Here is a 25,581-nt window from a genome sequence, read left to right as displayed (position 1 = left end):
TAAAGGGATATCGTGAGATATGATTGAAGTAATCTAGATTTTTAGGCATGTTAGTGTTTGTTTGAAGTCTCTTTTTTCATAAATAATAAAAGCGGTGCAGCGATAAAGATAGAAGAAGATGTCCCAACTACAATACCAAACAGCATGGTCCAGGCAAAGCCGGACAATGTGGAGCCGCCGAACAAGGCCAGGGGCAGGGCTGCGAGGAACACTGTGGAGGATGTGCCCAAGGTGCGGTTCAGTGTTTCATTGATTGACAGGTCAATCAATTCACGTAGTGGCATTGTGCGGTATTTGCGCAGGTTTTCACGTACCCGATCGTACACAACCACTTTATCGTTGGTGGAATAGCCTAAGATGGTCAGAATGGCTGCGACCATAACGAGGTCAAATTCAAAGCCGGTTATGACCAGAAAGCCAACAGTTTTGGTAAGGTCCAGAATGAGTGTGATAACCGCACTGATGGCAAATTCTTTTTCAAACCGGAACCAGATGTAAGCCAAAATCATTGCCAAGCTGAGGCCGAGAGCAAGCATCCCGTTTCGGAACAGTTCGGAAGAAACAGATGCTCCTACAGCGTCGGCTCGCAGAACGGTTGAGCCAGGTTGGGCTTCGGCAACCGCGTGGCGCACGGTGTCGACAACATCGTTGGTTGCCTGTTTGTCTCCGGCTTCCAGTCGGATCAGCACATCGTCCGGTGCGCCAAAGGCCTGGAGGGACGCATGGTCGATGTGATGTGCTGCCAATGTTGAGCGGATTTTGGCAAAATCCGCCGGGCCAGATGTCTTGGCTTCAACAACAATGCCGCCCCGAAAATCCAGGCCCAAGGTAAGGCCCGGATAGAAAAACAGCCCGATGGAAGCGAGTGATAGCACAGCCGAGGTCATAAGCCCGACAAAGCGCCCACGCATGAAGTTGATGTGGGTATCCTTGCGAACAAAGCGCAGGAGGGGACGTCCAAACATGATGCGCCTCGTCTTCAGACAGGAAGGCTGGATGGGCGTGTACGCGCATACCAGCGGACCATAAGCAGTCGGGAAAGAAGGAGAGTAGTGAACAGCGTGGTGGCAATGCCAATTGTAATGGTCAGTGCGAAGCCGCGTACCGGGCCCGTGCCAAACACAAACAGCATGACGTGAGCCAGCAGGGCCGTGGCATTACTATCGATAATGGTTGACGTAGCACGCTCAAAACCCGCCTGCAGGGCTGCCAGTGCTGTACGGCCTTGCGCCACTTCTTCACGGATACGCTCATTAATGAGAATATTTGCGTCCACGGCCATGCCCAGAGTGAGCAGCATCCCCGCCATGCCGGGTAGAGTGAGTGTCGCTTCAAACAGGGAGAGAATGGCAATCATCAGGATCAGGTTGGCCACCAGGGCAATGTTGGCGTACCAGCCAAAGCGCCCATAAAACAGTGCCATGAAAATGATGACCAGCACCAACCCGCAGGCAAGGCTGAGTATGCCGGCCCGGATGGAATCTGCGCCGAGTGACGGGCCAATGGTGCGTTGTTCCACGACAGCAAGCGGGGCAGGCAAAGCACCAGCACGGAGCAGAAGAGCAAGGTCCGTTGCGCGCTGTGCATCAAAACCACCCGTGATCTGACCTCTGCCACCCGTGATGGGGGTGCGGATGACCGGTGCCTCAATAACCTTGTTATCAAGCACAATGGCAAAACGTTTGCCCACATTGGCTTGCGTTATGGTTGAGAAGGCGTGCGTGCCTACTGAGTCGAACGAGAAGGAAACAGCCCATTCGCCGGTCTGGGAATCAACGGCAGCACCCGCATTGGTCAGGTCCGTGCCGTCAACATCCACATGATCATAAACTGGCAGTGGGCTGCCTTCTGCCGGGTTGGACATGGGCACGAGGCTGACGCCCGGTGGGGGCGCTGAGGTATGCAGAGGGTTTGAGTCAACCAACCGGAACGTCATCTTTGCGGTTGTGCCAAGCAGACTCTTAATGCGCTCTGGGTCACTGACGCCGGGCAGTTCAACGACAATACGGTCATCACCCTGGCGGGTAATTTCCGGGTCTACGGCACCGGTTGCGTCAATACGTCGGCGCACAATTTCGATGGACTGTGTAATGGCGTCCCGTGCGCGGGCGGTGATGGCTTCCGGCGCCAAGGTCAGGGCAATGCTACCGTCAGCCTGCTTCTGAACCGCAAATTCGTGCGGAATGGTCTGTGGCAGCTTTTGCAAAACAGCAATGTCTGCGTCCGCCTCATCTGGCGTACGGGGTGTGAAGGAGAGCGAGGCTTTGTTGGCATCCGTCACAATATTACGGTAGCCAAGCTGCGCCTTGATCAAGCTTTCACGCGTACTGTCTGCCAGAGATTGCAGACGGTCATGCGTCAGGCTTTTCAGGTCCACCTGCATGAGGAGATAAGACCCGCCGCGCAAATCCAGCCCCAGGTGGATTTGCCGCCAGGGCATGGACGGGAAGGGGTTGCGCAGGCCATTGGGCAGGCAAAGTAGCAGACCTAATAGGCATACACCCAGTACCGAGGCCATCTTGAGGCGGCTGTAATACATTCTCACCTGAATTAATCGGTTTTTGTCGCCCGGAACATGCCGCTACCGTGCGCGGGATGCAACAGCCCAGACCCATAAGGTTGAGCCCCTCAGGCATTACGTTTTGGAAAGTGGCGGCTGTGCATCACCTGCAATGCGCTAAAAATGGCTAAATTTAGCCATTCTGGGCGGTTTTGGAAAAAATAGGGCTTATGGCAAGAAATTTGGCTCAGGAGGCTGACTTTGCCCGGAGCACCCTTTGGGTTTGGCCCAAGGCCTGCTACCGCTGCACAAACTAAAGCCACCAGGGCAGAGAGCGGAGACACAGCATGCAGACCAGTTTACGCGTGGGCGTTATTGGAGCCGGACATTTTGGGCGCTACCACACGTTGAAGATACGTGACGTGGCGCGTGAGACTCTGGTCGGTCTGTTCGACCCTGACAGCCGCCGCGCTGCCGAGGTGGCTGGAGAGGCAGGGTGCCCTGTGTTCAGCGCGGTTGAGGACCTGCTGGCTGTTTGTGATGCTGTCGTGGTGGCAGCCCCAGCAGAATTTCATTTTGATCTGGCGGTGCAGGCCCTGAGGGCTGGCAAGCATGTGCTGATAGAAAAACCTGTGGCGGCAACGCTGGAGCAGGCTGATTTTCTGGTCACGCTGGCTGAAGAAACCGGGTTGGTTTGTCAGGTCGGTCACCTGCTGCGGTATTCAGCTGAGCATAAGGCCATTACGCAGCGGATTACACGGCCACTCTATATTGAGGCTACGCGTATTGCGCCCTTCAAGCCGCGTGGCACGGATGTGTCTGTTATTCTTGACCTCATGATCCATGACCTCGATCTGGTGCTGGCAATTGTGGACAGCCCCATTGCGCAGGTGGATGCTCTGGGCGCTGCGGTAAGCTCTGCCCATGAGGATATTGCCAACGCCCGCGTACGGTTTGAGAACGGCTGCGTTGCCACCATTACGGCAAGCCGTATTTCCCTGAAGACGGAGCGCCGGATGCGCCTGTTTTCTGAAGAAGGATATCTCTCGGCTGATTTCGGCAAGCGTGAACTGACGATGATTGGCCGTGAGCGCGGGCTGCCCTTGCCGGGCACAGGGGGATTCAAGCGGGAAGCGATCTCATGGAAGGACAGTGATTCGCTGTATGCGGAGCATGAGGCCTTTGTGGCAGCCTGTCTTGATGGTGCCCCTGTGATGGTAGATGCCCGGGCAGGGCGTCGCGCTCTTGAGGCCGCTCTTGCCGTGGCGGAAGGGATAGAGACCACGCGCCGCCGCATGGAACTCTCGGGCCTGATTCGTACGCCATAAAAAAAATTCCGGCCTGAAATATTTTATGATCGCTGAAAACTGCCGCAAATTCAGAAGGCAAGTATTTTTTGGTGGGTTAAGGCAAAAAAAATCACTAGATATAGGGGAGCGTTTAGCGCAAAAGCGCGACATATGGTGTGTCTCTCAAGGCCGCCCACAACCCTGCAAGATAATGCTAATCGCAAGCGGAGCAAATGATCCATGAGTCTGGTCGACGTTCAGGAAAATGAAAGCCGTTCCTCCGACCCCCGTATCTCGGGGACTTGCGATATGTTTGCGCCAGAGCAGCTGGAAGACATGGTGCAGTTGCCCGGGCATTATCAGGTCAGGGTTAACCGCAAGCGTGATGCGTTGCTGACGCCTTTTGGCAAAGCCACGCTGGATAACCGCTATCTGCTGCCGGATGAGAGCTATCAGGACCTGTTTGGGCGCGTAGCGTCCTATTACGGGGCAGATGCAGGCCACGCACAGCGTATTTATGATTATATGAGCCAGCATTGGTTCATGCCAGCCACGCCGGTGCTGTCCAATGGCGGGACCACACGTGGTCTGCCCATTTCCTGCTTCCTGAACGAAGCCAGTGACAGCCTTGATGGCATTGTGGGGCTGTGGAACGAGAACGTCTGGCTGGCCAGCCGGGGCGGCGGCATCGGGTCCTACTGGGGTAACCTGCGGTCCATTGGCGAAAACGTGGGCCGTAACGGCAAGACATCCGGCGTGATCCCCTTTATCCGCGTGATGGATAGCCTGACGCTGGCGATCAGCCAGGGATCCCTGCGTCGTGGCTCCGCAGCAGTTTATCTGCCCGTCTGGCACCCAGAGATTGAAGAATTTGTCGAAATCCGTCGTCCTACCGGTGGGGACCCAAACCGTAAGGCGCTCAACCTCCATCACGGTATTTTGGTCTCTGATGCCTTTATGCGGGCTGTAGAGGCGGACGAAGAATGGGCCCTGCTATCTCCGAAAGATAATTCGGTTATCCGTAAGGTCTCAGCGCGCGCACTGTGGATCCGGATACTGACCGCACGTATGGAGCAGGGCGAGCCTTACATTGTTTATTCGGACCACGTGAACAACGCACGTCCGGAGCACCACAAGCTGGCTGGGCTGGAGGTCAAGACCTCTAACCTGTGCGCGGAAATTACACTCCCGACGGGTATTGACCATCACGGTAAGCAGCGGACCGCGGTATGCTGCCTGTCATCCCTGAACCTGGAAACATGGGACGAGTGGAAAGATAATCCACAGTTCATTGAAGACGTGATGCTCTTCCTGGACAACGTGTTGCAGGACTTTATTGACCGCGCCCCGGCAGAAATGGAGAAGGCGGCTTACGCTGCCATGCGTGAGCGCTCTGTGGGCATGGGGGTTATGGGCTTCCATTCCTTCCTGCAAGCCAAGAACCTGCCATTTGAAAGCGTTATGGCGAAGGTCTGGAACAAGAAGATCTTCCAGCATATTCGTGAGCAGGCAGACGCGGCGTCCCGTAAGCTGGCTGACCTGCGTGGCGCGTGCCCGGATGCCGCTGAATACGGTGTGCATGAGCGCTTTTCCAACAAGATGGCCATTGCGCCCACGGCGTCCATCTCCATCATTGCCGGTAATGCCAGCCCGGGTATTGAGCCGATTGCAGCCAATGTGTTCTTGCAGAAAACACTTTCCGGCTCCTTTACCGTCCGGAACCGGCATTTGCAGAAGCTTCTGCAGCAAAAGGGGAAGGACACGGATGAGGTTTGGTCTCACATCACCCTGAACAAGGGGAGTGTGCAGGCTCTGGACTTCCTGACGCAGGATGAAAAAGATGTTTATAAAACAGCGTTTGAGCTCGACCAGCGCTGGATTATAGAACACGCGGCCGACCGTCAGCCGTTCATCTGTCAGGCGCAGTCCATCAATATCTTCCTGCCTGCGGATGTGCATAAGCGTGATCTGCACCAGATCCACTACATGGCATGGAAAAAAGGCATCAAGTCTCTGTACTATTGCCGCTCTCTGTCCATTCAGCGCGCTGACACTGTCAGTAACGTGTTGACCGCAGCGGACGTACTTGCGGCTGAAGATGCGCAACGTGCCGCCGTGGTGGTGCCACCTACCGCCGCCAGCACGGATTATGATGAGTGCCTTTCCTGCCAGTGATGGGAGGAAAAGGCTGCATTTTCTTGATTTTCAAAGATTATTCCTTTCTGTGAAGGACGCCACCATGAGCGACGCCAAGACCGGCACCAACGAACAGGAACAGCGGTTTGACCTGCTGACCTCCAACCCTGTTTATAAGCCGTTTCGTTACCCATGGGCTTATGATGCCTGGCTGACGCAGCAGCGCTTGCACTGGCTTCCGGAAGAAGTGCCGCTGGCTGACGACGTAAAGGACTGGCACCGTGTTCTGAACGATACGGAACGGCATCTGGTAACCCAGATTTTCCGCTTCTTCACACAGTCTGATGTTGAGGTGAACAACTGTTACATGAAGCACTACAGCCGGGTGTTCAAACCCACTGAAGTGCTGATGATGCTCTCAGCGTTCTCCAATATCGAAACCATCCACATTGCCGCCTACAGCCACCTGCTTGATACGCTGGGCATGCCGGAAGAAGAATATTCTGCATTCCTTAAGTATAAGGAAATGAAGGATAAATACGATTACATGCAGGGCTTCTCGGTTGATAGCAAGCATGAGATCGCCAAGACTCTGGCAGCCTTTGGGGCGTTTACGGAAGGGCTACAGCTTTTTGCCTCTTTCGCCATTCTGCTGAACTTCCCGCGCTTCAATAAACTGAAGGGCATGGGGCAGATTGTGTCGTGGTCCGTGCGTGATGAAACACTGCACTGCCTGTCAGTTATCCGCCTCTTCCGGGTGTTTGTGCATGAAAACCCGGAAATCTGGACGGACAGGCTTCAGAATGAGTTGCGTGAAATTTGCGCCACCATTGTAGAGCACGAAGAAGCGTTCATTGATCTGGCCTTTGAAATGGGCGCAGTAGAAGGCTTGGACGCTGCACAGGTGAAAACCTATATTCACTTTATTGCAGATCGTCGGCTTATTCAGCTTGGGTTGGAACCGCTGTACAACACGACGACCAACCCGCTGCCGTGGCTGGATGACATGCTGAATGCGGTGGAACACACCAACTTCTTTGAAAATCGTGCCACTGAATATAGCCGCGCTTCAACTTCCGGAACGTGGGAAGAAGCCTTCGAAGCCTCTATTTTCGAATAAACGCTGCTGCGTAGTTCTGGTGCTTAAAATAAAAGGCCACCCGGCATGGGGTGGCCTTTTGTGCGTCAGCCGTGTGGGACGGGGGAGCGCGTCATGCCCTGCTGTTTAGGCCCCAGAGCCAAAGCCTGACCGTCTTTTAAAATCAGGCGGCTTTCAGGGGTAAAGCTCCCATCTGCTTCGTGCAGCACCACTCCGGGCACAATGCGCGATGGGCTCCGCACACAGTAGCGGCTTTGAAGAAGCATCAGCCGCGCCTCTCGCCCGGTTTTGGGCCAGAGAGGGCAGAGGGTGGTGCCGCCAAAACGATTCTGTGCCAGCGCATTACAGGCATCAGCCAGCAGGTCGGCTGGTAGAATAAGCGTGAGTGTTCCCTTGTAGCGTAACAGGCGCGTACAGCCCTTTACCCAGCTCTCAAGAGTATCAGGCAAGGCCCGCCGCGCCAGATCCCGGCGAGATAGCGGAGAGGGCGTGCCACTGCTGGCGTGCCAGGGCGGATTCGCAAAACAATGGTCGAAACGGCCAAACGGAACATCGGGTGGCAGGTCATCGGGAAAGAAACAATTTAGCAGTGTGACTTCTGTGCGCTGGTTCGCGTCCAGATTGTGCTGCGCGAGAGCGAGGCTTGGGGCATCAACTTCTATACCCCAGAGGGACAGCCCTGATATGCGTTGACTGAGGCATAAGAGGCCAGCCCCCGCACCACAGCCGATTTCGGCCACACGTTGGCCAGCTTTGGCGGGAATGCTGGCAGCCATGAGAACAGGTTCGAGGCCGGTTCTGTTACCAGAAATAAACTGGTCGTAGCGAATTTTTCCGGCCATAAGTGTACCGGTAGAGAGTGAAGGAAGTTCGGACATACCCGCCCTTGACCAGAACAGTCTGGCTGTCTTGAAGTGGTTGATGCTTGACCGTTTTTCTGGTGCCCCGCATATGAAGGGACGTCAACTCATCCCATGGCTGGGGGAAAGCGTTTGGGTATTGCAGTTAGTCAGCCGGAGATCGGCACGGCCACAAGCCAGGATGGATCTAGTGTTTCTGTGAGTAAGCCAGGAGAAGCGGGCTTAAAAGCCCTTGCCGATTATCTCGCGCCGGATATGCGTGCATGTAATCAGGTTATTATTGATCGTATGCAAAGCCCGGTTGCGCTTATTCCGCAACTTGCGGCGCACCTTGTCGCTGCGGGAGGCAAGCGCCTGCGGCCTTTGCTGACATTGGCCTCAGCCCGGTTGTGCGGTTATGACAATCAGGATGGTAAGCTGCGGCATGTTGAAATTGCCGCCTGTGTAGAATTCATTCACACAGCCACCCTGCTGCATGACGATGTGGTGGATGAAAGCCAGCTCCGCCGCGGTCTTGCCAGTGCCAATGCCATTTTTGGCAACAAGGCCTCCGTTCTGGTGGGGGATTTTCTGTTTGCCAGAGCCTTCCAGATTTTGACGGCTGATGCCTCGCTGGATGTGATGGCCATTCTTTCGGCAGCTTCTGCGACCCTTGCAGAAGGTGAGGTCATGCAAATGACCACCCAGAACGATCTTTCGACCTCGGTCGACCAATATTTACAGGTGATTTACGGCAAAACCGCAGCGCTCTTTGCTGCTGCCTGTGAATCCGGTGCTGTGATTGGTGAAATTTCTGCTGATAAGCGGGAAGCCCTGCGTGTTTATGGTGCCAACCTTGGTATGGCTTTCCAGCTTGTTGATGACGCGCTTGATTACGCAGCGGATCAGGCTGTGCTGGGCAAGGAAGTGGGCGATGACTTCCGGGAAGGGAAGGTTACCTTGCCTGTGCTGGCTGCTTATGAAGCCGGTAGCGAGGAAGACCGCGTATTCTGGCGCCGCGTGATTGAAGAGTCCGAGCAGACGCCGGAAGATCTGGACGCAGCGCTCCAGCGCATTGCTGAAACAAATGCAATTGCCGTGACCATGGCAAAAGCAGAAGATTATGCAGCCAAGGCACGCGATGCTTTGAGTGTATTTGCAGACTGTGAAATCAAGTCCTTGCTCATTGAGACAGCAAGTTATTCGGCCAGTCGGGCCAGCTAGGCTGTTTGCTCACTGGTGAAGGTAAGAAAAGGTCAGACCCACAAGGTCTGGCCTTTTTTATATGGTTGACGACTGAATACTAAGGCGTGATTCAGCCATACATCTGTGGATGGAAACGGGTGTGCTCAGCGCCTGATGCCCACAGAGTAATGGCCTCAAACCCAAAAGCAGGCAGACGTGCGGCCAGAGCTTCACTGCGCTCAGGCATTGCCGTAAACCATGCGCGGGGCGGCAGAACTGTTTCCGTTTTGCCGAGCAGATCTTCAAGGCACGTAAGGGTATGGCGGGCCACCGCGTCAGCAGGGTCCAGCCAGGTTATGTGCGGGGGTGATAAAGCGCGGAGTTGGTCTAGCACGAAGGTATAATGTGTGCAGCCTAACCCCACCGTATCCATCAGGCCCTGCGTATCGCGCTCAAAAAGGCCGAAGACTTCTTTTGGGATGGCATCTGCTGGGATTGGTTCTTCCCTGAAAGCACATTCTGCCAGCGCTGCGAGCCCGGGAGCCGCATGGGCAATAAGGGTACAGTTTGGGGCGTAGAGCGAGTGTAGGTGGGTGAGGTAAGGGCGGCGGATGGTGGCGCGGGTTGCCAGCAGGCCAATAACCTGACTGCGCGTTATGCGCGCAGCCCAACGAATGGGGGGGACGCAGCCAATAAAAGGCATGTCCGGCCAAGCGGCGCGCAAGGCATCCAGCGCCAGAGTGCTGGCTGTATTGCACGCCACAACGACCGCTTGCGGCCGTAAGCGCCTGATAGCCTGAGACAGAAGCGAGACAATGCGCTCGATCAGGAAGGCATCTGCCTGCTCACCGTAAGGAAAAACGGCTGTGTCAGCCAGATAATCAATATGGAGATCAGGCTTAAGAGTACGCAGGGCCCGCACAATGCCGAGGCCACCTATCCCGGAATCAAATGCCAGGACATGGTGGGGGGCAGACTGTACGGGCTCTGTCATGGTGTGCTGGCTTAGCCCTGTTTGGCCTTGTAGGCTGCGGCTTCTTCAAGGCTGCCAACGCCGCCGTGGCGCGCAGACCATGCACAGGGGTCTTCAAGGAAGCGGCGGACTTCAGCCGCAGCCGATTCAGAGAAATAAGGGCGGGTGGAGCAGACTTCCAGCACATCCCACCATGTGCACAGGGAGTGCAATGCAACATTCATGTCGGTAAGGGTGCGGTGTGCGCCAGGGAACACGCCGTAATAAAACACGACAAACGCATGGTTTATAAGCGCGCCTGCATCGCGCAGGGCGTTGGCAAACCGGACTTTGGACGCGCCATCGGTTGTCAGGTCTTCAACCAGCAGGGTGCGCATGCCTTCTGGCACATCACCTTCAATCTGTGCATTGCGGCCAAAGCCTTTAGGCTTTTTACGAACATAGGCCATGGGCAGCAGCATGCGGTCTGCCATCCAGGCGGCAAACGGAATACCGGCAGTTTCACCGCCTACAATGGCATCAAGGCTTTCATAGCCGACATGGCGACCAATTTTCTCCACACCCAGCTCGACAATCTTGGCGCGCGCACGCGGGAAGAAGATAATGCGGCGGCAATCAATATAAACAGGTGACTTCCAGCCGGATGTCAGGGTGTAGGGGTCTTCCGGGCGGAAGTTGACGGCTTTGATTTCCAGCAACAGGCGTGCTGTGGTCAGCGCCGCATCGTGGTCCCAGTCACTGCTGTGGGTGGTATGGGGGGCTGCAAGATTTGCGGGTGACGTCATGAAGCACATCCTTGGCGAAATGGCGGTTGGAATTGGCTTTGGCATACCCTCCGGCGCAGGGAAAATCCATGCCTCATCGTGCTTGAACCGAGCAAGAAATCACAAATGCTGCGTTTGTAGCGTTTCTGGCGTCTATAAAGACGTACGTCGAGGGTATGTGGGGGTAAACATCGTGGCTTTATATTATGCAGCGCAAACGCAGACAGCGGCACCGTGGGAGTCGGATGTGAAGTGATCTTTAAGCTGTAAAAGTATCAGGGCGGCATGGGGTGTCGTTTAAAGCTATGAAGACTATGGCAAAAACAACACGAAAAAGAAGTTGTGATAGGTATGCGTTAGTTTGTTGCTTGCTTCGGTGTGCTTTCTGGCGTTTAATCATCGCTAATGAGATTGATTATTAATTGAGGAATATGTGCTGTGGCTGCTGAACTAAGTCGGATCGCCCGTAAGTGCGAGCGAGCTGTCATTACAGCGTATCAGGAGCTGCGTGAGGTGGGCACAGAAGATATGACCGCTTTTCACGCCTGCACAACGCTCTACCGTATTCATCACCCGGAAGCGTCTTTGAATGAAGCGCGGCGCTTAGTGTCTGAGTGGATTGATCATCACGTTGTCCGCAAGTCTGATGGCCCGACAAAAGGGTGCGACTGCGACTAAAGGCGAGCCCGTTTACCCACTTGCCATTTCAGGGTGCGCTACGGAGCCAGATGGTGTTATAGCCAGTCTGGCTTTTTTTCGTCTTCAGAGTAGCAAACATGACGCAAAATCTGAGTGGGTTATGGCAGGGGCAGTTTAGTTACCCCCGAACCTTTCAGGCAGAATTTTTTACGGCCAGCCTGCTTGAACAAGCCGGAATGTTATCCGGTACCATCACAGAAAAAGCAGTTAATCAGGCAGATGTATCGGGCGTGTTTTTGGCCTATGTCAACGGGCAGCATGACGGCGCAACTGTCCATTTCCTCAAACGCTATGAGAGCGCTACCCGCACACATACAGTTCACTATACCGGTCAGGTTAATAGCGATTCTACCGAGATTAGTGGCGTATGGTCCATTCCTGGTAATTGGTCTGGACCGTTTTTGATGGTGCGTGCTCGACCTCAACAACAGCGTGCTGTGCACAGGCAGACCGAACAAGTGGAATAAAAAAGGGGAGTCTAAGCTCCCCTAAGTCAGGTTACCGTTTGTCAGCCGGTTTAAAGTCGCGTTCTGCAGCCCCGGTGTAAATTTGCCGCGGGCGGCTGATGCGCTGGCCGGGTTCCTCAATCATTTCTTTCCACTGGCTTACCCAACCTGTGGTGCGGGCAACGGCAAACAGCACGGTAAACATGCTTGTTGGGATGCCCATGGCTTTGAGGATAATACCGGAATAGAAATCAACATTCGGGTAAAGCTTACGCTGTACGAAATACTCGTCATTAATGGCGATTTTTTCGAGTTCGATTGCCAGATCAAGCAACGGATCATCTTTAATGCCAAGTTCTTCAAGAACTTCGTGGCAGGTCTGCTGCATGATCTTGGCGCGTGGGTCAAAGTTCTTATAAACGCGGTGACCAAAGCCCATGAGCTTCACGCCGCTGTTTTTGTCTTTCACCTTGCTGATGAAGTCAGGAATGTTTTCCTTGGTGCCGATGGTGTCCAGCATTTTCAGGACAGCTTCGTTCGCACCGCCGTGAGCGGGGCCCCAAAGTGCAGCAATACCAGCAGCAATGCAGGCAAAGGGATTAGCGCCAGTGGAGCCTGCGAGCCGAACAGTGGATGTTGAGGCATTCTGCTCATGGTCCGCATGCAAAATCAGGATGCGGTTCATGGCGCGTGCCAGAACAGGGTTGATTTTATAAGGTTCGGACACCCGCGCGAACATCATGGAAAGCAGATTTTCCGCGTAGTTCAGGTCGTTGCGGGGATAAATGAAGGCCTCACCCTGAGTATACTTATAGGCCCAAGCTGCAATGGTCGGGATTTTGGCAATCAGGCGCATGGCTGCGAGGTCACGGTGCGCTTTGACGGCAATATCACCTGCATCCGGGTAGAAGGCGGAGAGAGCGCCCACCGTTCCGCACAGAATGGCCATCGGGTGTGCATCCCGCCGGAAGCCATTGAAGAAATTGCGGATCTGCTCGTGCAGCAGAGTATGGTTGGTCAGGGTTCTGTTGAAGGTTTCTGCCTCACTGTTATTGGGCAGCTCACCGTTCAACAGAAGATAAATGACTTCTTCATAGGACGCATGCTCGGCAAGCTGAGCAATGGGGTAGCCCCGGTGCAGAAGGACACCTTTATCCCCATCAATAAAGGTGATTTTGCTATTGCATGACGCTGTTTCGCCGTATCCGGGATCGAACGTGAAGACGCCTAGTTCTGCCGGCAATTTACGAATATCAACAACATCCTGGCCCAGAGTGCCGGTGAGAACAGGGAATTCGGCAGTTTTGCCATTGAGCGAAATAGTGGCAGTGGCCTGCTTACCTTCGTTCTGCAACGTGCTCATGATACTTCCTTCTGCATAATAAGACGGCAGAACCTTTATGCGGCCTGCTGTTGGGCTGTTGTCTCTGATCTCATACGAAACCGGAAGGAGGCTGCCGATAAACCGCACGTTATCTCAAAAGCTAAAAGGCAGAAAACTGCCGTTTTCGGCTTTAGGGTCGCGAGAATGTGTCTAAAGTCAGGTTATGATTATCACATATGGACCAATCTGGAGCGTGTGTGCTGCCCTCAGCACCCCAAGCCGTAAACTGGCCAATGGACCCGGTGGCGAATCCCTGATCAAGTTCCATGGCGGTCGGGTCAAGCTTACGGGCCAGAGCGGAAATACCCGGATTGTGCCCTACCAGTAAAACAGAGCGTGCCTGTAGCGGGGCTTTTTGTATTTGTGCCAGCAGGGCTTCTGGCGGTGCTTCGTAAATATCAGGGCAAAAAACCGGTTCCGTGATCAAAGGCCTGAGAAAAGGCAAAAGTCCCGCAAGTGTCTGCCGGGTACGGAGGGCAGGGCTGCACAAGACATAGTCTGGCGAGAGCCCTTTCTGCCTGAGCCAGAGGCCACAACGCTGGGCCGTGGCCTGTCCTGCTGCGGTAAGGGGCCGCGCGCGGTCTGCTGTTTCGCTGAAATCCCCCATAGGAGGGCTTGCGGCCTCGGCGTGCCTAAGCAGCAGCAGGGTGCCGTTCATTTTGCAGGAGTCTCGGCGGACTGTTTGGCAATGGCCTCATGGTGCCGGATGACTTCATGGATAATGAAGTTGAGGAATTTTTCTGCAAAATCCGGGTCCAGATGGGCGTCCTCTGCCAGTGTACGCAGGCGGGTAATCTGCCGCGTCTCCCGCGCCGGGTCTGCCGGTGGCATGCCATAACGCGCCTTGAGAGCGCCCACAGCTTTGGTGCAACGGAAACGTTCCGCCAGCATGGCCACAAGAGCGGCATCAATATTATCAATACTGCGGCGCAGGTCCTGAAGGGCGTCAATGGGGGAAGGCTGGTCTGTCACGGTTATTCTATGTCTCTTTATCATGGGGTAACGGTAAGAATGTTCTGCCATGCTGGCTTACAGAGCAATAGAAAATTCTTCCATAAAATCCGGCGGAAGGTCCAGCCATGCCAGGTGCCCACCTTTGCCTGCGCCTGTATCGGTAAAAATGGCCTCTCCCCCGGTGCGGCCCGGAATGGTCAAGGGGCAGCCGTTGGTAGAGCGTTGATCATGGCCGCAGTAAACGGTGTAGCCTGTGGGGATATGGTTGACCCAGTTGAGGCACCGCTCCGGGTAGCCATCTTTCTGCACACGGTTGGTGGTTTCTCCAAACAGTGCGCGGGACAGAAGAAAAGTTACACGGCCCAGAGCTGGCGGCGGCGGCTCCATGAGCATCCGCACATCAAATGCGCCATGCACAAACACTTTGCGGCCCAGAACAATCCACGCCGGGGCGGCTTCAAGATAGGGAAGGATGGTGTGGAGGACATCCTGATTCTCAGGGCGGTAAAGCTGGCTGAGCGTTGCTTCCAGCGGTGGGTCGGGCCGTAGTTTGCGGCCCATCAGGGCACGACCAAGCTTGCGATCATGATTGCCAATGAGAAAAAGGCCGCGCCCTTCCTGCATAACCTGCATCATGGCGCGCAGAACGCCTGCACTATCAGGGCCGTAATCCACCAGGTCACCCAGTTGGATGATAAAACGATCTGTTGCGATGGCGTGCCGGAAGGCCTGTAGGTCTCCATGCACATCGCCCACGATGCGGAGTCCTTTCCGCAGCGCGTTTTTCACGTTTTCGTCAAGCAGGAAGCCTCTGTCCATCTGTGTTTGTCCACCAATCCTTCCTTCCATGTAGGCTTCCCGCATACGTGCAGAAAAGGGGCGGAGCGCAATTTTTTGTGTAAAAGCATCATGCACAAGCATGTGACAGGCCAGACGGCCTTTTTTCTGCCTAACGTGTGTGCGCACCCCGGCCCCATTTGGAGCCGGTTTGAAAAAGCCAGGAAACAGAGGGCTGTAGCCAAAGGCCAGACACGATATAAGGCCAGCCATTAGTCCGTTGGTTCTGCTTTTTCAGAACGATTTGAACAAGAACAGGAAGCCTCTTCATGGCAGAGCGCATTCGCAATACCTCTTTTCTGAACAAGGTTCGCCCGGCAGAAGCAGCAGCCGAACTGATCCGCCCCGGAGACATTGTAGGGGCCAGTGGCTTTACTGGTGCAGGTTACCCTAAGGCTGTGCCAGAAGCGCTGGCAGGCCTGATGGAAAAGGCCCACGCCAAAGGGCAGGAATACCGCATCAGCCTGATTACAGGCGCTTCAACCGGCCCTCAGCTGGATGGAGAGCTGGCACGTGTTAATGGCGTGTCCTTCCGCTCACCGTTCAATACCGATGCCGGTATGCGCAACCGGATTAACGAGAACGAAACGGATTACTTTGACAACCACCTTGGTCAGGTTGCCAGCCGCGCCGTGCAGGGTAACTACGGCAAGTTTGACGTTGCCCTGATCGAGGCAACGGCCATTACCGAAGATGGCGGCATTATCCCCACATCTTCTGTCGGCAATTCCCAGACATTTCTGGATATTGCGGACAAGGTGATTATCGAGGTCAATGAATGGCAGCATCCAGGCCTTGAAGGGATCCATGATATCTGGGACGGCAATGTCAGTGGCGCGCCGGGCCGGGACATCATCCCACTTAACAAGGCTGATGGTCGTATTGGTGGCCACTCCCTGAAGGTGGACCCTAATAAGATTGTCGCCATTGTTAAAACTAATGACCGTGACCGGAATGCGCCGTTTGCTGCACCGGATGCGGCTGCCAAAGCCATTGCAGGGCATCTGCTCGATTTCTTTGGCCATGAAGTGAAGCAGGGCCGCCTGCCGCCTTCCTTGCTGCCGCTGCAATCCGGCGTGGGCAACGTAGCCAATGCCGTGCTGGATGGCCTGAACGAAGGGCCGTTTGAAAATCTGCTGGGCTATAGTGAGGTCATTCAGGACGGCATGTTGGCCATGCTGGATTCCGGCCGTATGCGCATGGCATCGGCCACGTCCTTTTCCCTCAGCCCGGATGCAGCCGAAGAAATCAATAACCGGATGGATTTCTTCCGTAACAAGATCATTCTGCGTCAGCAGGATGTCAGCAACAGCGCAGGCATTATCCGCCAATTGGGCTGTATTGCCATGAACGGCATGATTGAGGCTGATATTTACGGGAACGTGAATTCAACCCGCGTCATGGGGTCCAAAATGATGAACGGTATTGGAGGATCTGGCGATTTTGCCCGTAACTCCTACCTGTCCATCTTCCTGTCTCCGTCAACGGCCAAAGGGGGCAAGATTTCTGCCATCGTGCCAATGGCAGCCCACGTTGACCACATTATGCAGGACACGCAGATATTTGTGACCGAGCAGGGTTTGGCCGATCTACGCGGGCTTTCCCCGGTTAAACGTGCAGAAGTGATTATCGCAAAGTGCGCGCATCCGGATTATCGCCCGCAATTGCAGGATTATCTTGATCGTGCGCTGAAGCATTCCTTTGGCAAGCACACACCCCATCTGTTGAACGAAGCCCTGAGCTGGCATCAGCGCTTTGTGGAAACAGGCAGCATGTTGCAAAGCTGAGCCATCTTCCGGCAAAGCAAGAAAAAGGGCGGCACTTTCAAGGTGCCGCCCTTTTTGTATGGTCTCTGCAAAAAAGCAGGAGCCTTATGGAGAGGGGAGGTTAGCTGTCGCTGGCCAGAGCCTTCGTGAGCTGCATTGGCTGTTCTGTCACGACAATGTCGACGGGGCGTTCTGCAAAAAACTTGCTGGTTGAAAACGCCGCAGAATGCGGGTTTTCAGTGATAATGGCCTCGGCATCCCGATGCACAAGCGCGAACAGGTCTGGCGTTGCACTGGGCGACAGGTATGCCGCATAGGGGTGACGGCCTGCCATACGGTGCGCCGTGTATGCATCCCGCGTGGAGTGGATGGGGATGGCGACCATCATGGAGCTATCAGCCCGCAAGGCGGCTTCTGTTGTTTCATGGTCTGACGCAACCAGAACGACGCGGTCACGCATCCGGGCGTTGCGTACCAGCTTGGCCACATCCACCGGGTTGGTATCGTTCAGGTCAAGCATCAAGAGGGTATGCCCACGGCGTGAGGAGGCCAGAACCTCGCTCAACTGGTTGGAGCCGGGCACAACCACAACGCGGCCGTTTTCCTGCGTGGCCAGTTGCAGGCGTAACATGCCGGGGGTGGAGGCCGCATGCAGCAGCCCGGTTGAGCCCGGCGTCATGCTGAGCCCGGTACCGGGTGAACAAATGACAAGCCCGTGGTGAATACGGGCCATAAGCCCGTCCGCGTGGGATTTGTGGAGTGCAAGGCCTGTTCCGGCAAGCACGCACACGCCCACGGCAAGGGCAGCTTTTCCCAAACACCTCTTCAGTGGGTTGCACTGGGGTTTGGGGGTATCGGATGTCAGGTCATACTGATGCGACATCTGGTGTTTCCCTGTCCTGTTGGCCTGCCATGGCCGCTGCGCGCGCAAGATCAACCGATAGCACGCGGCTTACACCGCGTTCCTGCATGGTTACGCCGAACAAATGGTCCATGTGGGCCATTGTCAGCTGATGGTGCGTCACAACCAGAAAGCGTGTTCCTGCCTCTGTGACCATGTCGCCAAGAAGAGCACTGAAGCGTCCAACATTGGCATCGTCTAGCGGTGCGTCAACTTCGTCGAGCACGCAGACGGGAGCGGGGTTACAGCGAAAGACTGCAAAAATCAATGAAAGAGCGGTTAAAGCCTGTTCACCCCCTGAAAGCAGAGAGAGTGTGGCCAGTTTCTTACCTGGGGGCTGTGCGTAAATTTCCAAGCCCGCTTCAAGCGGATCATCACTGCCAACCAGCCCGAGGTGAGCGCGGCCCCCGCCGAACATACGCGAAAAAAGTGATTGAAAATGGTGGTCTACCTGCGTGAAGACCGCCATTAACCGCTCTCTGCCCTCTTTGTTAAGAGAACCGATGGAGCCACGCAGCCGCGCAATCGCGGCTTCAAGGTCTGCAATTTCAGCAGCCAAGGTATTCGCTTGGGTTGACGCTTCTTCCGCCTCTATTTCAGCCCGAAGATTGACCGGGCCAAGGTCTTCACGTTCTCGCGTTAGCCGAGAAATTTTACGGCGCAGGGAACTTTCTGCGGAGTCTGTTATCTCGCCCATCGGGCGGCGGGGTGGTTCTGGTGTTTCTGCCAGAAGCTGATCCAGAATGGCCTGCGCCTGCTCACTTTTGCCCTCAGCCTTCAAAACGGCTTCCCGTGCTGTGGCAAGGTCTGCTTCCGTTTTGCGGCGTTGCTCGTTCGCTGCTGTCAGAGTGGCCTCAGCCTGGGCACGGGCCGTATCTGCCTCTGCAAAGGCGGTTTCTGCATCGTGCAGGGCTTTCAGGGTTGTCTGTTTCTGGCGCTCCGCTTCTGCGGGAAGTTCGGAGACACTCAGATGCTCGGTGCGGGCTGCATCCAGCCGTGTGGTTGCCTGTTCAAGGTCTGCACGGGCGGCGGCTGCGCGGGCTGTCCAGTCTGTAACCGAGGTTGCCAGAGTCGTTTGCTGATGCGCCAGAGTGGTTTTTTCTGCCAGCAATGCGGCGCGCAGTTCGCGCAAGGTCTCAAGAGCGGAGAGGATCTGCGTGCGTTTGTCCTGCTGGGCTGCAATGTCAGCGTCTGCGGTGGCAGGGATGGAAGCAGCGGCCTCAGCCAGCGCTTGGGTGGCTTGCTCCTGCTGCGCTGCAAGCTCTTGGGTTTCTGTGGTCAGTTCAGCTAACCGTGGGGCTAGAGCATCCAGCCGTGACTGGAGTTCCAGCGTTTGCTGTTGAAGAGCCTGGTGGGCCGAGCGTGCCGCTTCAGCCGCTTTCTCCGCTACTGACAGCGCCTGTTCTGCGTTCTGGTAAGCGGTGCTGCTGTCTGCCTGATGTTTTTGGGCCGCAAGCAGGGCCTCTTCAAACTTGCGGTTGCTTTGCGCCGCGGTAACGCGTGTTTCAAGCTCCTGTAACGTGCCTTCTTCAGTGGTAACATTTTGCCGCAGGCGGTCACGTTCCGGTAGCAGGGTCTCAAGGCGTGCTGTTGCCGTGGCCTGCTGGTTTTCGGCTTTGGACAAGGCACTGTTGGCTGTTTGCAGCGTGTGTTCAGCTGTTTTGAGGGCTGAACGCGCTTTCTGCTCGGCCTCCTGTGCCGTGGTGTCCTGCTGGCGGGCGGTCTGCAAAGCTGTGCGCAGCGCATCGGGTGACGGCAAGTCTGCCTGTGCCTGCATAGCGGCTGCCAACGCGGCGTCAGCATCTGCGCACGCACCCACAGCCCGTTCATGCTGCGGCCGGAGGGCATCCAGCCGTGCGCGGGAAGCAGCGTGACGGCGCTGTGTTTCTGCTTCCTGCGTACGTGCGTGCTGAAGGCTCTGCTCCAGCTTGGCGCGTTCTGCCCGGTGCTGTGCCGCAATACCATCCTGTTGCTGCACAGCCTGATTGGCGCTGACAGCGGCCTGCTCCACTGCGGGTGCCTTTTGCGCAAGGTCAGCCAGACGTTGCTCGGTTTCTTTCAGAATCCGGCGTTGGCCGAGGCGTCGGGTAGCGGCATCGGGCTCGCCTGCGCGGGTGTAGAAGCCATCCCAACGCCACAGGTCACCCTGACGGGACACAAGGCTCTGGCCGGGATGAAGGCCTGCTTGCAAGGCTGAACCATCCTGCCCATCCGGAAGGAGGCCGATAAACCCCAGCAGATGGGTCAGTACGGCGGGTGCTGTAATAAAGGCAGAAAGTGGTTTGGCCTGTGCAGGCAGGGCCGGGGGAGGTGTTTGCCCCTTTAAGGTATGCCAGCCGCGTGGCGCATTCTCCGCAACGGGGGCATCCAGTCCTTCAGACAGGGCCGCTGCCAAAGCGGCTTCATAGCCTTCAGGCACATCCATCTGAGCGGAGACTGGTTCAGCGCTTGCCTCAGCCTCATTACCCAGAGCGTGTGCCAACCCTTCAGCCTGCGCCTTAAGGCGTGTGATTTCCGTGCGGAGCGTATCGCGCTCGGTTATTGCATCCTGCTGGGTGGCTTTAAGAGCAGCAAGCTGAGAATCGGCCTCGTCCAGCGTTGTGGTAAGTGCCTTGAGGTCGGCTTCCAAGGCAGCCCGTTTGCTCTGTGCTGCTTCCAGAACAGAATCGGGGATGGCGTCCTTGGTGGCTTGCTCAAGGCCACGCTTGAGGGTCTGCTCCTCTTGTCTGGCCCGCTGAAGTGCGCTTTCTGCTGCGCGCTTAGCTTCTGCAATGGTTTTGCGCTGCGCCTCATCCGTTTGGAAAAGACGCGTGGCCTCGGTCAGGGCATCAGAGGTGTCACGGCGCTGTGCGGCGGCTGTGTCCAGTGACTGCTGGGCTGACTGATGGGCTGTAGTGGCCTCTGCCGCAGCGGAGCGCAGACTGCCGAGCACTTCGGCGGACAGCAGAGACGCCACGGTCTCAGTCTGTCGTTTTTCAAGTTCAGTCAGATCGCGCCGCAGAGTGGCAAGGCGGTTGCGGGCCTGCTCTAGCGCCTTTGTTGCTTCAGACTGTGTTTTGCGTGCGTTTTCGGCATCATTTTGTGCAATGGAGAGCGCTACACGCGCTTGAGACCGCGTGCGTTCAGCCTCTTCTAAGGCAGTGCGGGCAGCGTTTTGGGCCTCGGATGTGCTTTCCAGAGCCGTTTGGGTCTGCTGCTTATCCGCTTCGGACGGCAAGCGGCTTTGCAGGCTCTGTAGTTCGACTTGAAGGCTGGAAAGAGCTTCGGCACTCCGTGTGTGGCGTGTCTGCGCTGCCACAAGGGCGTCCTGCGCCCGGTTGTGTGTGTCCCGGGCCGCAGTGAGTGTGGAGGTCAAATTGGCAAGTGTTTGTTCCGCTTCCGCCAGATCTGCTGTCAGAACTGTGTAGCGCTCATCAGCCTCCGTCGTGCGTGTTGGGAGGGATGTAATAGCGGCGTCTGTGGCCTGTTGCTCAGTCTGGAGCCGGTCGAGCGTGGCGGCGGCATCGTCCACGCGGGTTTGTGCGGCGGTAAAATCCGACTGGTGCTGGTTCAGCCGGTCAGATGCGGCCTGTGCCTGAGCGGCGGCGCGTTGTTCTTCCCGCGCAACCCCTTCTGCGGTGACGCGGTAGCGCTCCAGTATGGTGCGGGCGGTATCTGCTTTTTCCCGAATTGCGGGCAGAGCCTGTGTGGCTTCATATTCTGCGATGACAGCTGTTTCTGCTGCATCCGCCTGCTCGGTCAGGGCTTTGCGGGCGCGGGATGCGGTTTCAATGGCACGTTCTACGGCTTGCCGCGCACGGGCGTGCAGCACGGCCAGAAGTTCGGTCTCGGCCTCACGCAGGCCTGCTGACAGTTCCCGGTAGCGGCTGGCCTCGCGGGATTGTTCGGCCAGGCCGTCCAGCCGGGTTGAGAGTTGTTGGCGCAGGTCTTCCGCGCGGGTGAGGTTGCTTTCGGTTGCGCGCAGTTTCAGTTCGGCTTCATGCCTGCGGACATGAAGGCCGGTAATGCCTGCGGCTTCTTCCAGAATAACGCGGCGTTCTTCAGGCCTTGCGCCAACCAGCATGGCCACACGGCCCTGGCTGACCATGGCGGAAGATCGTGCGCCAGACGCAAGGTCTGCAAACAGGGTTTGTACGTCACGCGCGCGGCAGACTTTACCGTTAATACGGTATTCGCTTCCGGCACCGCGTTCGGCACGGCGGGTAATTTGCAGTTCATCCTGATCAGCAAAGGCAGCAGGCCCTAGACCCTGCGTGCCTTCCAGCGTGACCGTAACTTCGGCCAAAGCGCGGGCGGCACGGCTGGTTGTACCTGCAAAAATCAGGTCATCCAGTTCTCCACCGCGCAGGGAGCGGGCGGAGGATTCACCCATGACCCAGCGCAGGGCTTCCACGACATTGGATTTGCCGCAGCCATTCGGCCCCACAATACCTGTGAGGCCGGGAAGGATTTCCACGGTGACGGGGTCTGCAAAGCTCTTGAAGCCTGCAATCCGAATACGGACGAAGCGAACGGTCATAAAACGCTGTGACGTGAGCGGCGCATGCGTATGGGGGTTAGCTGGCTTCAGACAGATGTTTTACGAATTCATCGTAAGCCATATCGTTGGAAACCTGCACCTTGTCGTTAAAGCGGAAGGTGGGGGTTGAGTCGAAATGGTATTTATTCTGGGCGTCTGTCTGCTGGTTCAGGATGAACTGCATAAGCTGCTGATCGGCAATGGTTTTATCAAACGTATCACCGGGCATACCAGCAAAGGCTGCCATTTTCTTCAGGGCTTCAACCGGGCTGGCCTCCCGCACATAAGCCCAACGGTCAAGGCTAGAGAGCAGGGACAGTGCAAAAGCCTCGTAGCGGTCAACTGGCAGGGTCCGTGCAACCATGGAGGCCAGAATGGCGAGCTGATCGGTTGGGAAGTCGTGGAAGACGTAGCGGATTTTGCCGGTATCAATCAGGTTTTTCTTGACCTGTGGGAAGGTGTTTTCAGCAAAATGGGCGCAATGAATGCAGGTGAGGGAGAACCATTCTTCCACCACCACTTTGGCGTTGGGGTTGCCCAACACGCGGGGGGCAAAGCGGCTGTCTGTTGCAGGAGTACCAGCGCTCTGAGCCTGTGCAAAGCGGCCTGTAGTTCCAAGAAGAAGGCCCGTGCCAGCTGTGGCGAGAAGTGAGCGGCGGGAAAAAGCCATGGAAGTCCTGCTCCGTGAAAAGAAAGCTTTAATGGTTCTGGTGTATAGGCATGACGGCAGTTTTAGGCTGCCGTCAACCTGTAGTTAGGTTTGCTCTGTATTTTGGCCGGTGTTAGCGGGCGCTTCCGGCGCGTTTGGCAGCTTGCGCAACCTTACCCGGCGAATATGCCGTGCATCGGCATCCAGCACCCTGAATACATACCCGTTTTCGTGGTTCAGAACCTCGCCACGGGTCGGAACATGCCCGGCCATACGGAAGACAAGGCCGCCAATGGTCTCAATTTCCGCCTCTTTTTCTGAAGAGGTCAGAATCGGACCAACGCGCTGTTCAAATTCTTCAACCGGGCACCGGGCATCCACGTCAAAAGAACCGTCTGGCCGCTCCACAATCATGGTGACAGCCGGTTCGTCATGCTCGTCAGAAATATCCCCGACAATGGTCTCGATCAGATCTTCAATCGTCACCAGACCGTCAATGCCGCCATATTCGTCAATCACGAGCGCCATATGCGTCTGGCGCTGGCGCATTTGCAGCATAAGGTCCAGCACCGGAATTTGCGGGGCAACCATAAGCGGTTGACGCAGCAGAGCTTCCAGATTGAAAGCCTCACTTGTGCCAACATAGGCAATGAGGTCCTTTACGTGAATCATCCCGACAATATCGTCGAGTTGTTCACGATAGACGGGCATACGGGAATGGTTTTCCCGCCGCATCATGGCCAGTGCGTCATCCAGACTGATGGAGACGGACATGGCTACGATATCTGGCCGCGGAACCATGACATCATCCGCAGAGATGTTGCGGAGCCGCAGGATGTTGGCAATGAGCGCGCGCTCCTGCCGGTCCAGTTCCGGCTTTTCACCATCTGCCGTGTCTTCTTCCGATTCATCCGCTGCCTGCTGCACAAGCGCTGCGATGGAACTGCGGAGGCCCGGCGCATTTTTTTTGCGGCCGAAGAAGGAGAACAGGCCGTTGCGCTGAGTTTGCTGCGCATCCTGCTGTGGGTCAAAGTCACTCATGAGCGGGGTTTCCACGGATTAGGAACGCCAAGCCGGGACAGAAGGCGGGATTCCAGCATTTCCATTTCTCGGGCTTCCCCCGCATGGTGGTGGTCATACCCTGCAAGATGCAGGCTGCCGTGAATAACAAGATGCATCAGGTGGTTACGCACGGGGCGGCCTGCCTTTTGTGCTTCCCGTAGCACCGTCTCAAAAGCAAGAATGATATCCCCTCCGGGGAAACCGGGCGGTGGTTCAAAGGTCAGCACATTGGTGGGCTTGTGCTTGCCGCGGTGAGTGCCATTCAGGCGTTTGACCACACGGTCACAGGACAGGACAACGCTGCCCGGTTGCAGGCCTATGCCTGCGCAGGCGGCCAACGCACGCCGCACTGCGGTTTCTGCCCCTGTGACATAAGAGCGCCAGCGCCGGTCTTCTACAAGAATCTCGGGCTCGGCCTCAAAAGCGGATTGGGGAAAGTTACCCGGAAAACCGGGGCTTTCCCAATGAGCCACGTCCAGATCCTGAGCGTGGCTGCTACTACTTGGCGGTTCCATTGTTCTCCTGACGGCGCCTTGTGTGGGACACTTCCCTGTTTGCCGTCGCCTTTGCATCATACGCTTCAACAATGCGCGCGACCAGCCTGTGGCGCACAACATCTGCGGCTTCAAAACGGGTTATGGTCACGCCGCGTACATCGGCCAGCGTATCAATGGCATCACGCAGGCCGGATGTTATGCCCGGCGGCAGGTCAACCTGAGTGAGGTCTCCGGTAACAACCATGCGGGAGCCAGGACCAAGCCGGGTGAGGAACATCTTCATCTGCGCGATGGTGGTGTTCTGTGCTTCGTCCAGAATAACAAAGGCGTGGGAGAGGGTGCGCCCACGCATGAAGGCGAGGGGAGCGACCTCAATATCTCCGGCGGCCATGCGCCGCATGACCTGATCGCCTGGCAGCATGTCATGCAAAGCATCGTAGAGGGGGCGGAGATAGGGGTCGATCTTGTCTTTCATGTCACCGGGCAGAAAGCCCAGTCGCTCGCCTGCTTCCACGGCAGGGCGGGAGAGGATGATACGATCAACCGATCCAGCCTGAAGCATGGCAACAGCCTGCGCCACCGCCAGATAGGTTTTACCAGTACCAGCTGGGCCAATACCAAAAACCAGCTCCTTGCTGGCGAGGGCTTTCATGTACCCGGCCTGACCGGCGGAGCGGGGCTCAATGGCGCCATGGCGCATTTTTAGGGTGGGCATGGCCCCTTCGGGCAGGAAGGCGGGAACGGCTGCATCTGTAGACGGAGAAGAGCGCATGTCAGGTTGCCTTATGCTTGCGTGAAGCGTGGTCATGCGGATGGTGGCTTCAAGAGCGCTCACATCCATGGTGCCGCCTGCGGCCAGTTTTTTGTAAAGTGACGTCAGTGTGGTGCGGGCTATGGCCGTCTGGGGCGCTGGCCCGGTAATGGCAATGCGGTTGCCGCGGCGGGCAACCGTTACATTCAGCCCCTCTTCCAAATGCCTCAGGTGGCGGTCATGGTCCCCCACCAGTTTGGCAAGCAGGGCGTTATCTTCAAAAAGTAACGTGACCGGAGCCACCTGCTCGGACATGGCCGGAGCAGGGCGG

The 25,581-nt window shown here is 56.3% G+C and carries 22 protein-coding genes; 7 read left to right on the top strand and 15 right to left on the bottom strand.

Going from position 1 to position 25,581, the window contains the following annotated elements; translation table 11 throughout:
- Positions 1-50: 50 nt before the first annotated feature.
- Both secF and secD read right to left on the bottom strand, forming a co-directional pair.
- Positions 51-965, bottom strand: coding sequence for a protein translocase subunit SecF (gene secF, locus Abci_RS11870; RefSeq protein WP_048839364.1), 915 nt, complete (start codon positions 963-965; stop codon positions 51-53).
- Between the two features lie 14 nt (positions 966-979).
- Entirely contained in the window at positions 980-2,545 is a 1,566-nt protein-coding gene (gene secD / locus Abci_RS11865) for a protein translocase subunit SecD (RefSeq protein ID WP_181015851.1), read from the bottom strand.
- Positions 2,546-2,847: 302 nt separating this feature from the next.
- Here secD and Abci_RS11860 point away from each other — a divergent pair, with 302 nt between their 5' ends.
- The 3 genes from Abci_RS11860 (at position 2,848) to Abci_RS11850 (ending at position 7,045) form a co-directional block, all read left to right on the top strand.
- Positions 2,848-3,828, top strand: coding sequence for a Gfo/Idh/MocA family protein (locus Abci_RS11860; RefSeq protein WP_048839362.1), 981 nt, complete (start codon positions 2,848-2,850; stop codon positions 3,826-3,828).
- 201 nt (positions 3,829-4,029) lie between these two features.
- Entirely contained in the window at positions 4,030-5,964 is a 1,935-nt protein-coding gene (locus Abci_RS11855) for a ribonucleoside-diphosphate reductase subunit alpha (protein ID WP_048839361.1), read from the top strand.
- A 64-nt stretch (positions 5,965-6,028) separates the two neighbouring features.
- On the top strand, positions 6,029-7,045 hold the full coding sequence (locus tag Abci_RS11850) for a ribonucleotide-diphosphate reductase subunit beta (RefSeq protein ID WP_048839360.1): 1,017 nt from the start codon (positions 6,029-6,031) through the stop codon (positions 7,043-7,045).
- A gap of 65 nt (positions 7,046-7,110) precedes the next feature.
- Here Abci_RS11850 and Abci_RS11845 read toward each other — a convergent pair whose 3' ends face one another.
- The gene (locus tag Abci_RS11845; RefSeq protein ID WP_048839359.1) at positions 7,111-7,902 is read right to left on the bottom strand and encodes a tRNA1(Val) (adenine(37)-N6)-methyltransferase; all 792 of its coding nucleotides are present in this window, start codon (positions 7,900-7,902) and stop codon (positions 7,111-7,113) included.
- Between the two features lie 114 nt (positions 7,903-8,016).
- Here Abci_RS11845 and Abci_RS11840 point away from each other — a divergent pair, with 114 nt between their 5' ends.
- Positions 8,017-9,087, top strand: a complete 1,071-nt coding sequence (locus Abci_RS11840; RefSeq protein WP_048839433.1) for a polyprenyl synthetase family protein — start codon at positions 8,017-8,019, stop codon at positions 9,085-9,087.
- 91 nt (positions 9,088-9,178) lie between these two features.
- On the opposite strand, the gene Abci_RS11835 is transcribed toward Abci_RS11840, so the two are convergent.
- Positions 9,179-10,042 carry a glutamate racemase gene (locus Abci_RS11835; RefSeq protein WP_048839358.1) on the bottom strand — a complete coding sequence of 288 codons (864 nt, stop codon included), beginning with the start codon at positions 10,040-10,042 and terminating at the stop codon, positions 9,179-9,181.
- An 11-nt stretch (positions 10,043-10,053) separates the two neighbouring features.
- Positions 10,054-10,806 carry an orotate phosphoribosyltransferase gene (locus Abci_RS11830; RefSeq protein WP_048839357.1) on the bottom strand — a complete coding sequence of 251 codons (753 nt, stop codon included), beginning with the start codon at positions 10,804-10,806 and terminating at the stop codon, positions 10,054-10,056.
- A 417-nt stretch (positions 10,807-11,223) separates the two neighbouring features.
- Here Abci_RS11830 and Abci_RS11825 point away from each other — a divergent pair, with 417 nt between their 5' ends.
- Together Abci_RS11825 and Abci_RS11820 are read left to right on the top strand one after the other, a co-directional pair.
- On the top strand, positions 11,224-11,463 hold the full coding sequence (locus tag Abci_RS11825) for a hypothetical protein (RefSeq protein WP_048839356.1): 240 nt from the start codon (positions 11,224-11,226) through the stop codon (positions 11,461-11,463).
- Between the two features lie 98 nt (positions 11,464-11,561).
- Complete coding sequence (locus tag Abci_RS11820) at positions 11,562-11,951, top strand: hypothetical protein (RefSeq protein ID WP_048839355.1); 390 nt, start codon at positions 11,562-11,564, stop codon at positions 11,949-11,951.
- A 31-nt stretch (positions 11,952-11,982) separates the two neighbouring features.
- Here the strand turns inward: Abci_RS11820 and Abci_RS11815 are convergent, their stop codons facing one another.
- The 4 genes from Abci_RS11815 to Abci_RS11800 form a co-directional block, all read right to left on the bottom strand.
- Complete coding sequence (locus Abci_RS11815; RefSeq protein ID WP_048839354.1) at positions 11,983-13,293, bottom strand: citrate synthase; 1,311 nt, start codon at positions 13,291-13,293, stop codon at positions 11,983-11,985.
- Positions 13,294-13,444: 151 nt separating this feature from the next.
- On the bottom strand, positions 13,445-13,972 hold the full coding sequence (locus Abci_RS11810) for a SixA phosphatase family protein (RefSeq protein ID WP_048839353.1): 528 nt from the start codon (positions 13,970-13,972) through the stop codon (positions 13,445-13,447).
- On the bottom strand, positions 13,969-14,292 hold the full coding sequence (locus Abci_RS11805) for a chorismate mutase (RefSeq protein ID WP_048839432.1): 324 nt from the start codon (positions 14,290-14,292) through the stop codon (positions 13,969-13,971). Before Abci_RS11805 ends, Abci_RS11810 begins: the two co-directional genes overlap by 4 nt.
- Positions 14,293-14,343: 51 nt before the next feature.
- Positions 14,344-15,087: a metallophosphoesterase gene (locus tag Abci_RS11800; protein WP_048839431.1), complete on the bottom strand. Its 744-nt coding sequence runs from the start codon at positions 15,085-15,087 to the stop codon at positions 14,344-14,346.
- Positions 15,088-15,374: 287 nt separating this feature from the next.
- On the opposite strand from Abci_RS11800, the gene Abci_RS11795 reads away from it, so the two are divergent.
- Entirely contained in the window at positions 15,375-16,892 is a 1,518-nt protein-coding gene (locus tag Abci_RS11795) for a succinate CoA transferase (RefSeq protein WP_048839352.1), read from the top strand.
- A 100-nt stretch (positions 16,893-16,992) separates the two neighbouring features.
- Here Abci_RS11795 and Abci_RS11790 read toward each other — a convergent pair whose 3' ends face one another.
- The 6 genes from Abci_RS11790 to Abci_RS11765 form a co-directional block, all read right to left on the bottom strand.
- Entirely contained in the window at positions 16,993-17,754 is a 762-nt protein-coding gene (locus tag Abci_RS11790) for a PI-PLC domain-containing protein (RefSeq protein WP_048839351.1), read from the bottom strand.
- Positions 17,738-22,291, bottom strand: a complete 4,554-nt coding sequence (locus Abci_RS11785) for an AAA family ATPase (protein ID WP_048839350.1) — start codon at positions 22,289-22,291, stop codon at positions 17,738-17,740. Before Abci_RS11785 ends, Abci_RS11790 begins: the two co-directional genes overlap by 17 nt.
- A gap of 37 nt (positions 22,292-22,328) precedes the next feature.
- Positions 22,329-22,961 (bottom strand): thioredoxin domain-containing protein, encoded by a 633-nt coding sequence (locus Abci_RS11780; protein WP_048839349.1) that lies wholly within the window; start codon positions 22,959-22,961, stop codon positions 22,329-22,331.
- 84 nt (positions 22,962-23,045) lie between these two features.
- Entirely contained in the window at positions 23,046-23,981 is a 936-nt protein-coding gene (locus Abci_RS11775; protein ID WP_048839348.1) for a hemolysin family protein, read from the bottom strand.
- The gene (gene ybeY, locus Abci_RS11770; protein ID WP_048839347.1) at positions 23,978-24,517 is read right to left on the bottom strand and encodes an rRNA maturation RNase YbeY; all 540 of its coding nucleotides are present in this window, start codon (positions 24,515-24,517) and stop codon (positions 23,978-23,980) included. The genes Abci_RS11775 and ybeY overlap by 4 nt, the downstream gene beginning before the upstream one ends.
- Positions 24,501-25,565, bottom strand: coding sequence for a PhoH family protein (locus tag Abci_RS11765; RefSeq protein WP_048839430.1), 1,065 nt, complete (start codon positions 25,563-25,565; stop codon positions 24,501-24,503). Before Abci_RS11765 ends, ybeY begins: the two co-directional genes overlap by 17 nt.
- Positions 25,566-25,581: the final 16 nt, after the last annotated feature.

Source organism: Acetobacter cibinongensis (genome assembly GCF_000963925.1).
Taxonomy (GTDB): Bacteria; Pseudomonadota; Alphaproteobacteria; order Acetobacterales; family Acetobacteraceae; genus Acetobacter; species Acetobacter cibinongensis.
This window is presented reverse-complemented; position numbering and strand designations above follow the sequence as displayed.

Coding starts and splice junctions, on each gene's coding strand:
- secF (WP_048839364.1), bottom strand. CDS start 965: ATGTTTGGACGTCCCCTCCTGCGCTTTGTTCGCAAGGATACCCACATC.
- Abci_RS11860 (WP_048839362.1), top strand. CDS start 2,848: ATGCAGACCAGTTTACGCGTGGGCGTTATTGGAGCCGGACATTTTGGG.
- Abci_RS11855 (WP_048839361.1), top strand. CDS start 4,030: ATGAGTCTGGTCGACGTTCAGGAAAATGAAAGCCGTTCCTCCGACCCC.
- Abci_RS11850 (WP_048839360.1), top strand. CDS start 6,029: ATGAGCGACGCCAAGACCGGCACCAACGAACAGGAACAGCGGTTTGAC.
- Abci_RS11845 (WP_048839359.1), bottom strand. CDS start 7,902: ATGTCCGAACTTCCTTCACTCTCTACCGGTACACTTATGGCCGGAAAA.
- Abci_RS11835 (WP_048839358.1), bottom strand. CDS start 10,042: ATGACAGAGCCCGTACAGTCTGCCCCCCACCATGTCCTGGCATTTGAT.
- Abci_RS11830 (WP_048839357.1), bottom strand. CDS start 10,806: ATGACGTCACCCGCAAATCTTGCAGCCCCCCATACCACCCACAGCAGT.
- Abci_RS11820 (WP_048839355.1), top strand. CDS start 11,562: ATGACGCAAAATCTGAGTGGGTTATGGCAGGGGCAGTTTAGTTACCCC.
- Abci_RS11815 (WP_048839354.1), bottom strand. CDS start 13,293: ATGAGCACGTTGCAGAACGAAGGTAAGCAGGCCACTGCCACTATTTCG.
- Abci_RS11810 (WP_048839353.1), bottom strand. CDS start 13,972: ATGAACGGCACCCTGCTGCTGCTTAGGCACGCCGAGGCCGCAAGCCCT.
- Abci_RS11800 (WP_048839431.1), bottom strand. CDS start 15,087: ATGGACAGAGGCTTCCTGCTTGACGAAAACGTGAAAAACGCGCTGCGG.
- Abci_RS11795 (WP_048839352.1), top strand. CDS start 15,375: ATGGCAGAGCGCATTCGCAATACCTCTTTTCTGAACAAGGTTCGCCCG.
- Abci_RS11790 (WP_048839351.1), bottom strand. CDS start 17,754: ATGTCGCATCAGTATGACCTGACATCCGATACCCCCAAACCCCAGTGC.
- Abci_RS11785 (WP_048839350.1), bottom strand. CDS start 22,291: ATGACCGTTCGCTTCGTCCGTATTCGGATTGCAGGCTTCAAGAGCTTT.
- Abci_RS11780 (WP_048839349.1), bottom strand. CDS start 22,961: ATGGCTTTTTCCCGCCGCTCACTTCTCGCCACAGCTGGCACGGGCCTT.
- Abci_RS11775 (WP_048839348.1), bottom strand. CDS start 23,981: ATGAGTGACTTTGACCCACAGCAGGATGCGCAGCAAACTCAGCGCAAC.
- ybeY (WP_048839347.1), bottom strand. CDS start 24,517: ATGGAACCGCCAAGTAGTAGCAGCCACGCTCAGGATCTGGACGTGGCT.
- Abci_RS11765 (WP_048839430.1), bottom strand. CDS start 25,565: ATGTCCGAGCAGGTGGCTCCGGTCACGTTACTTTTTGAAGATAACGCC.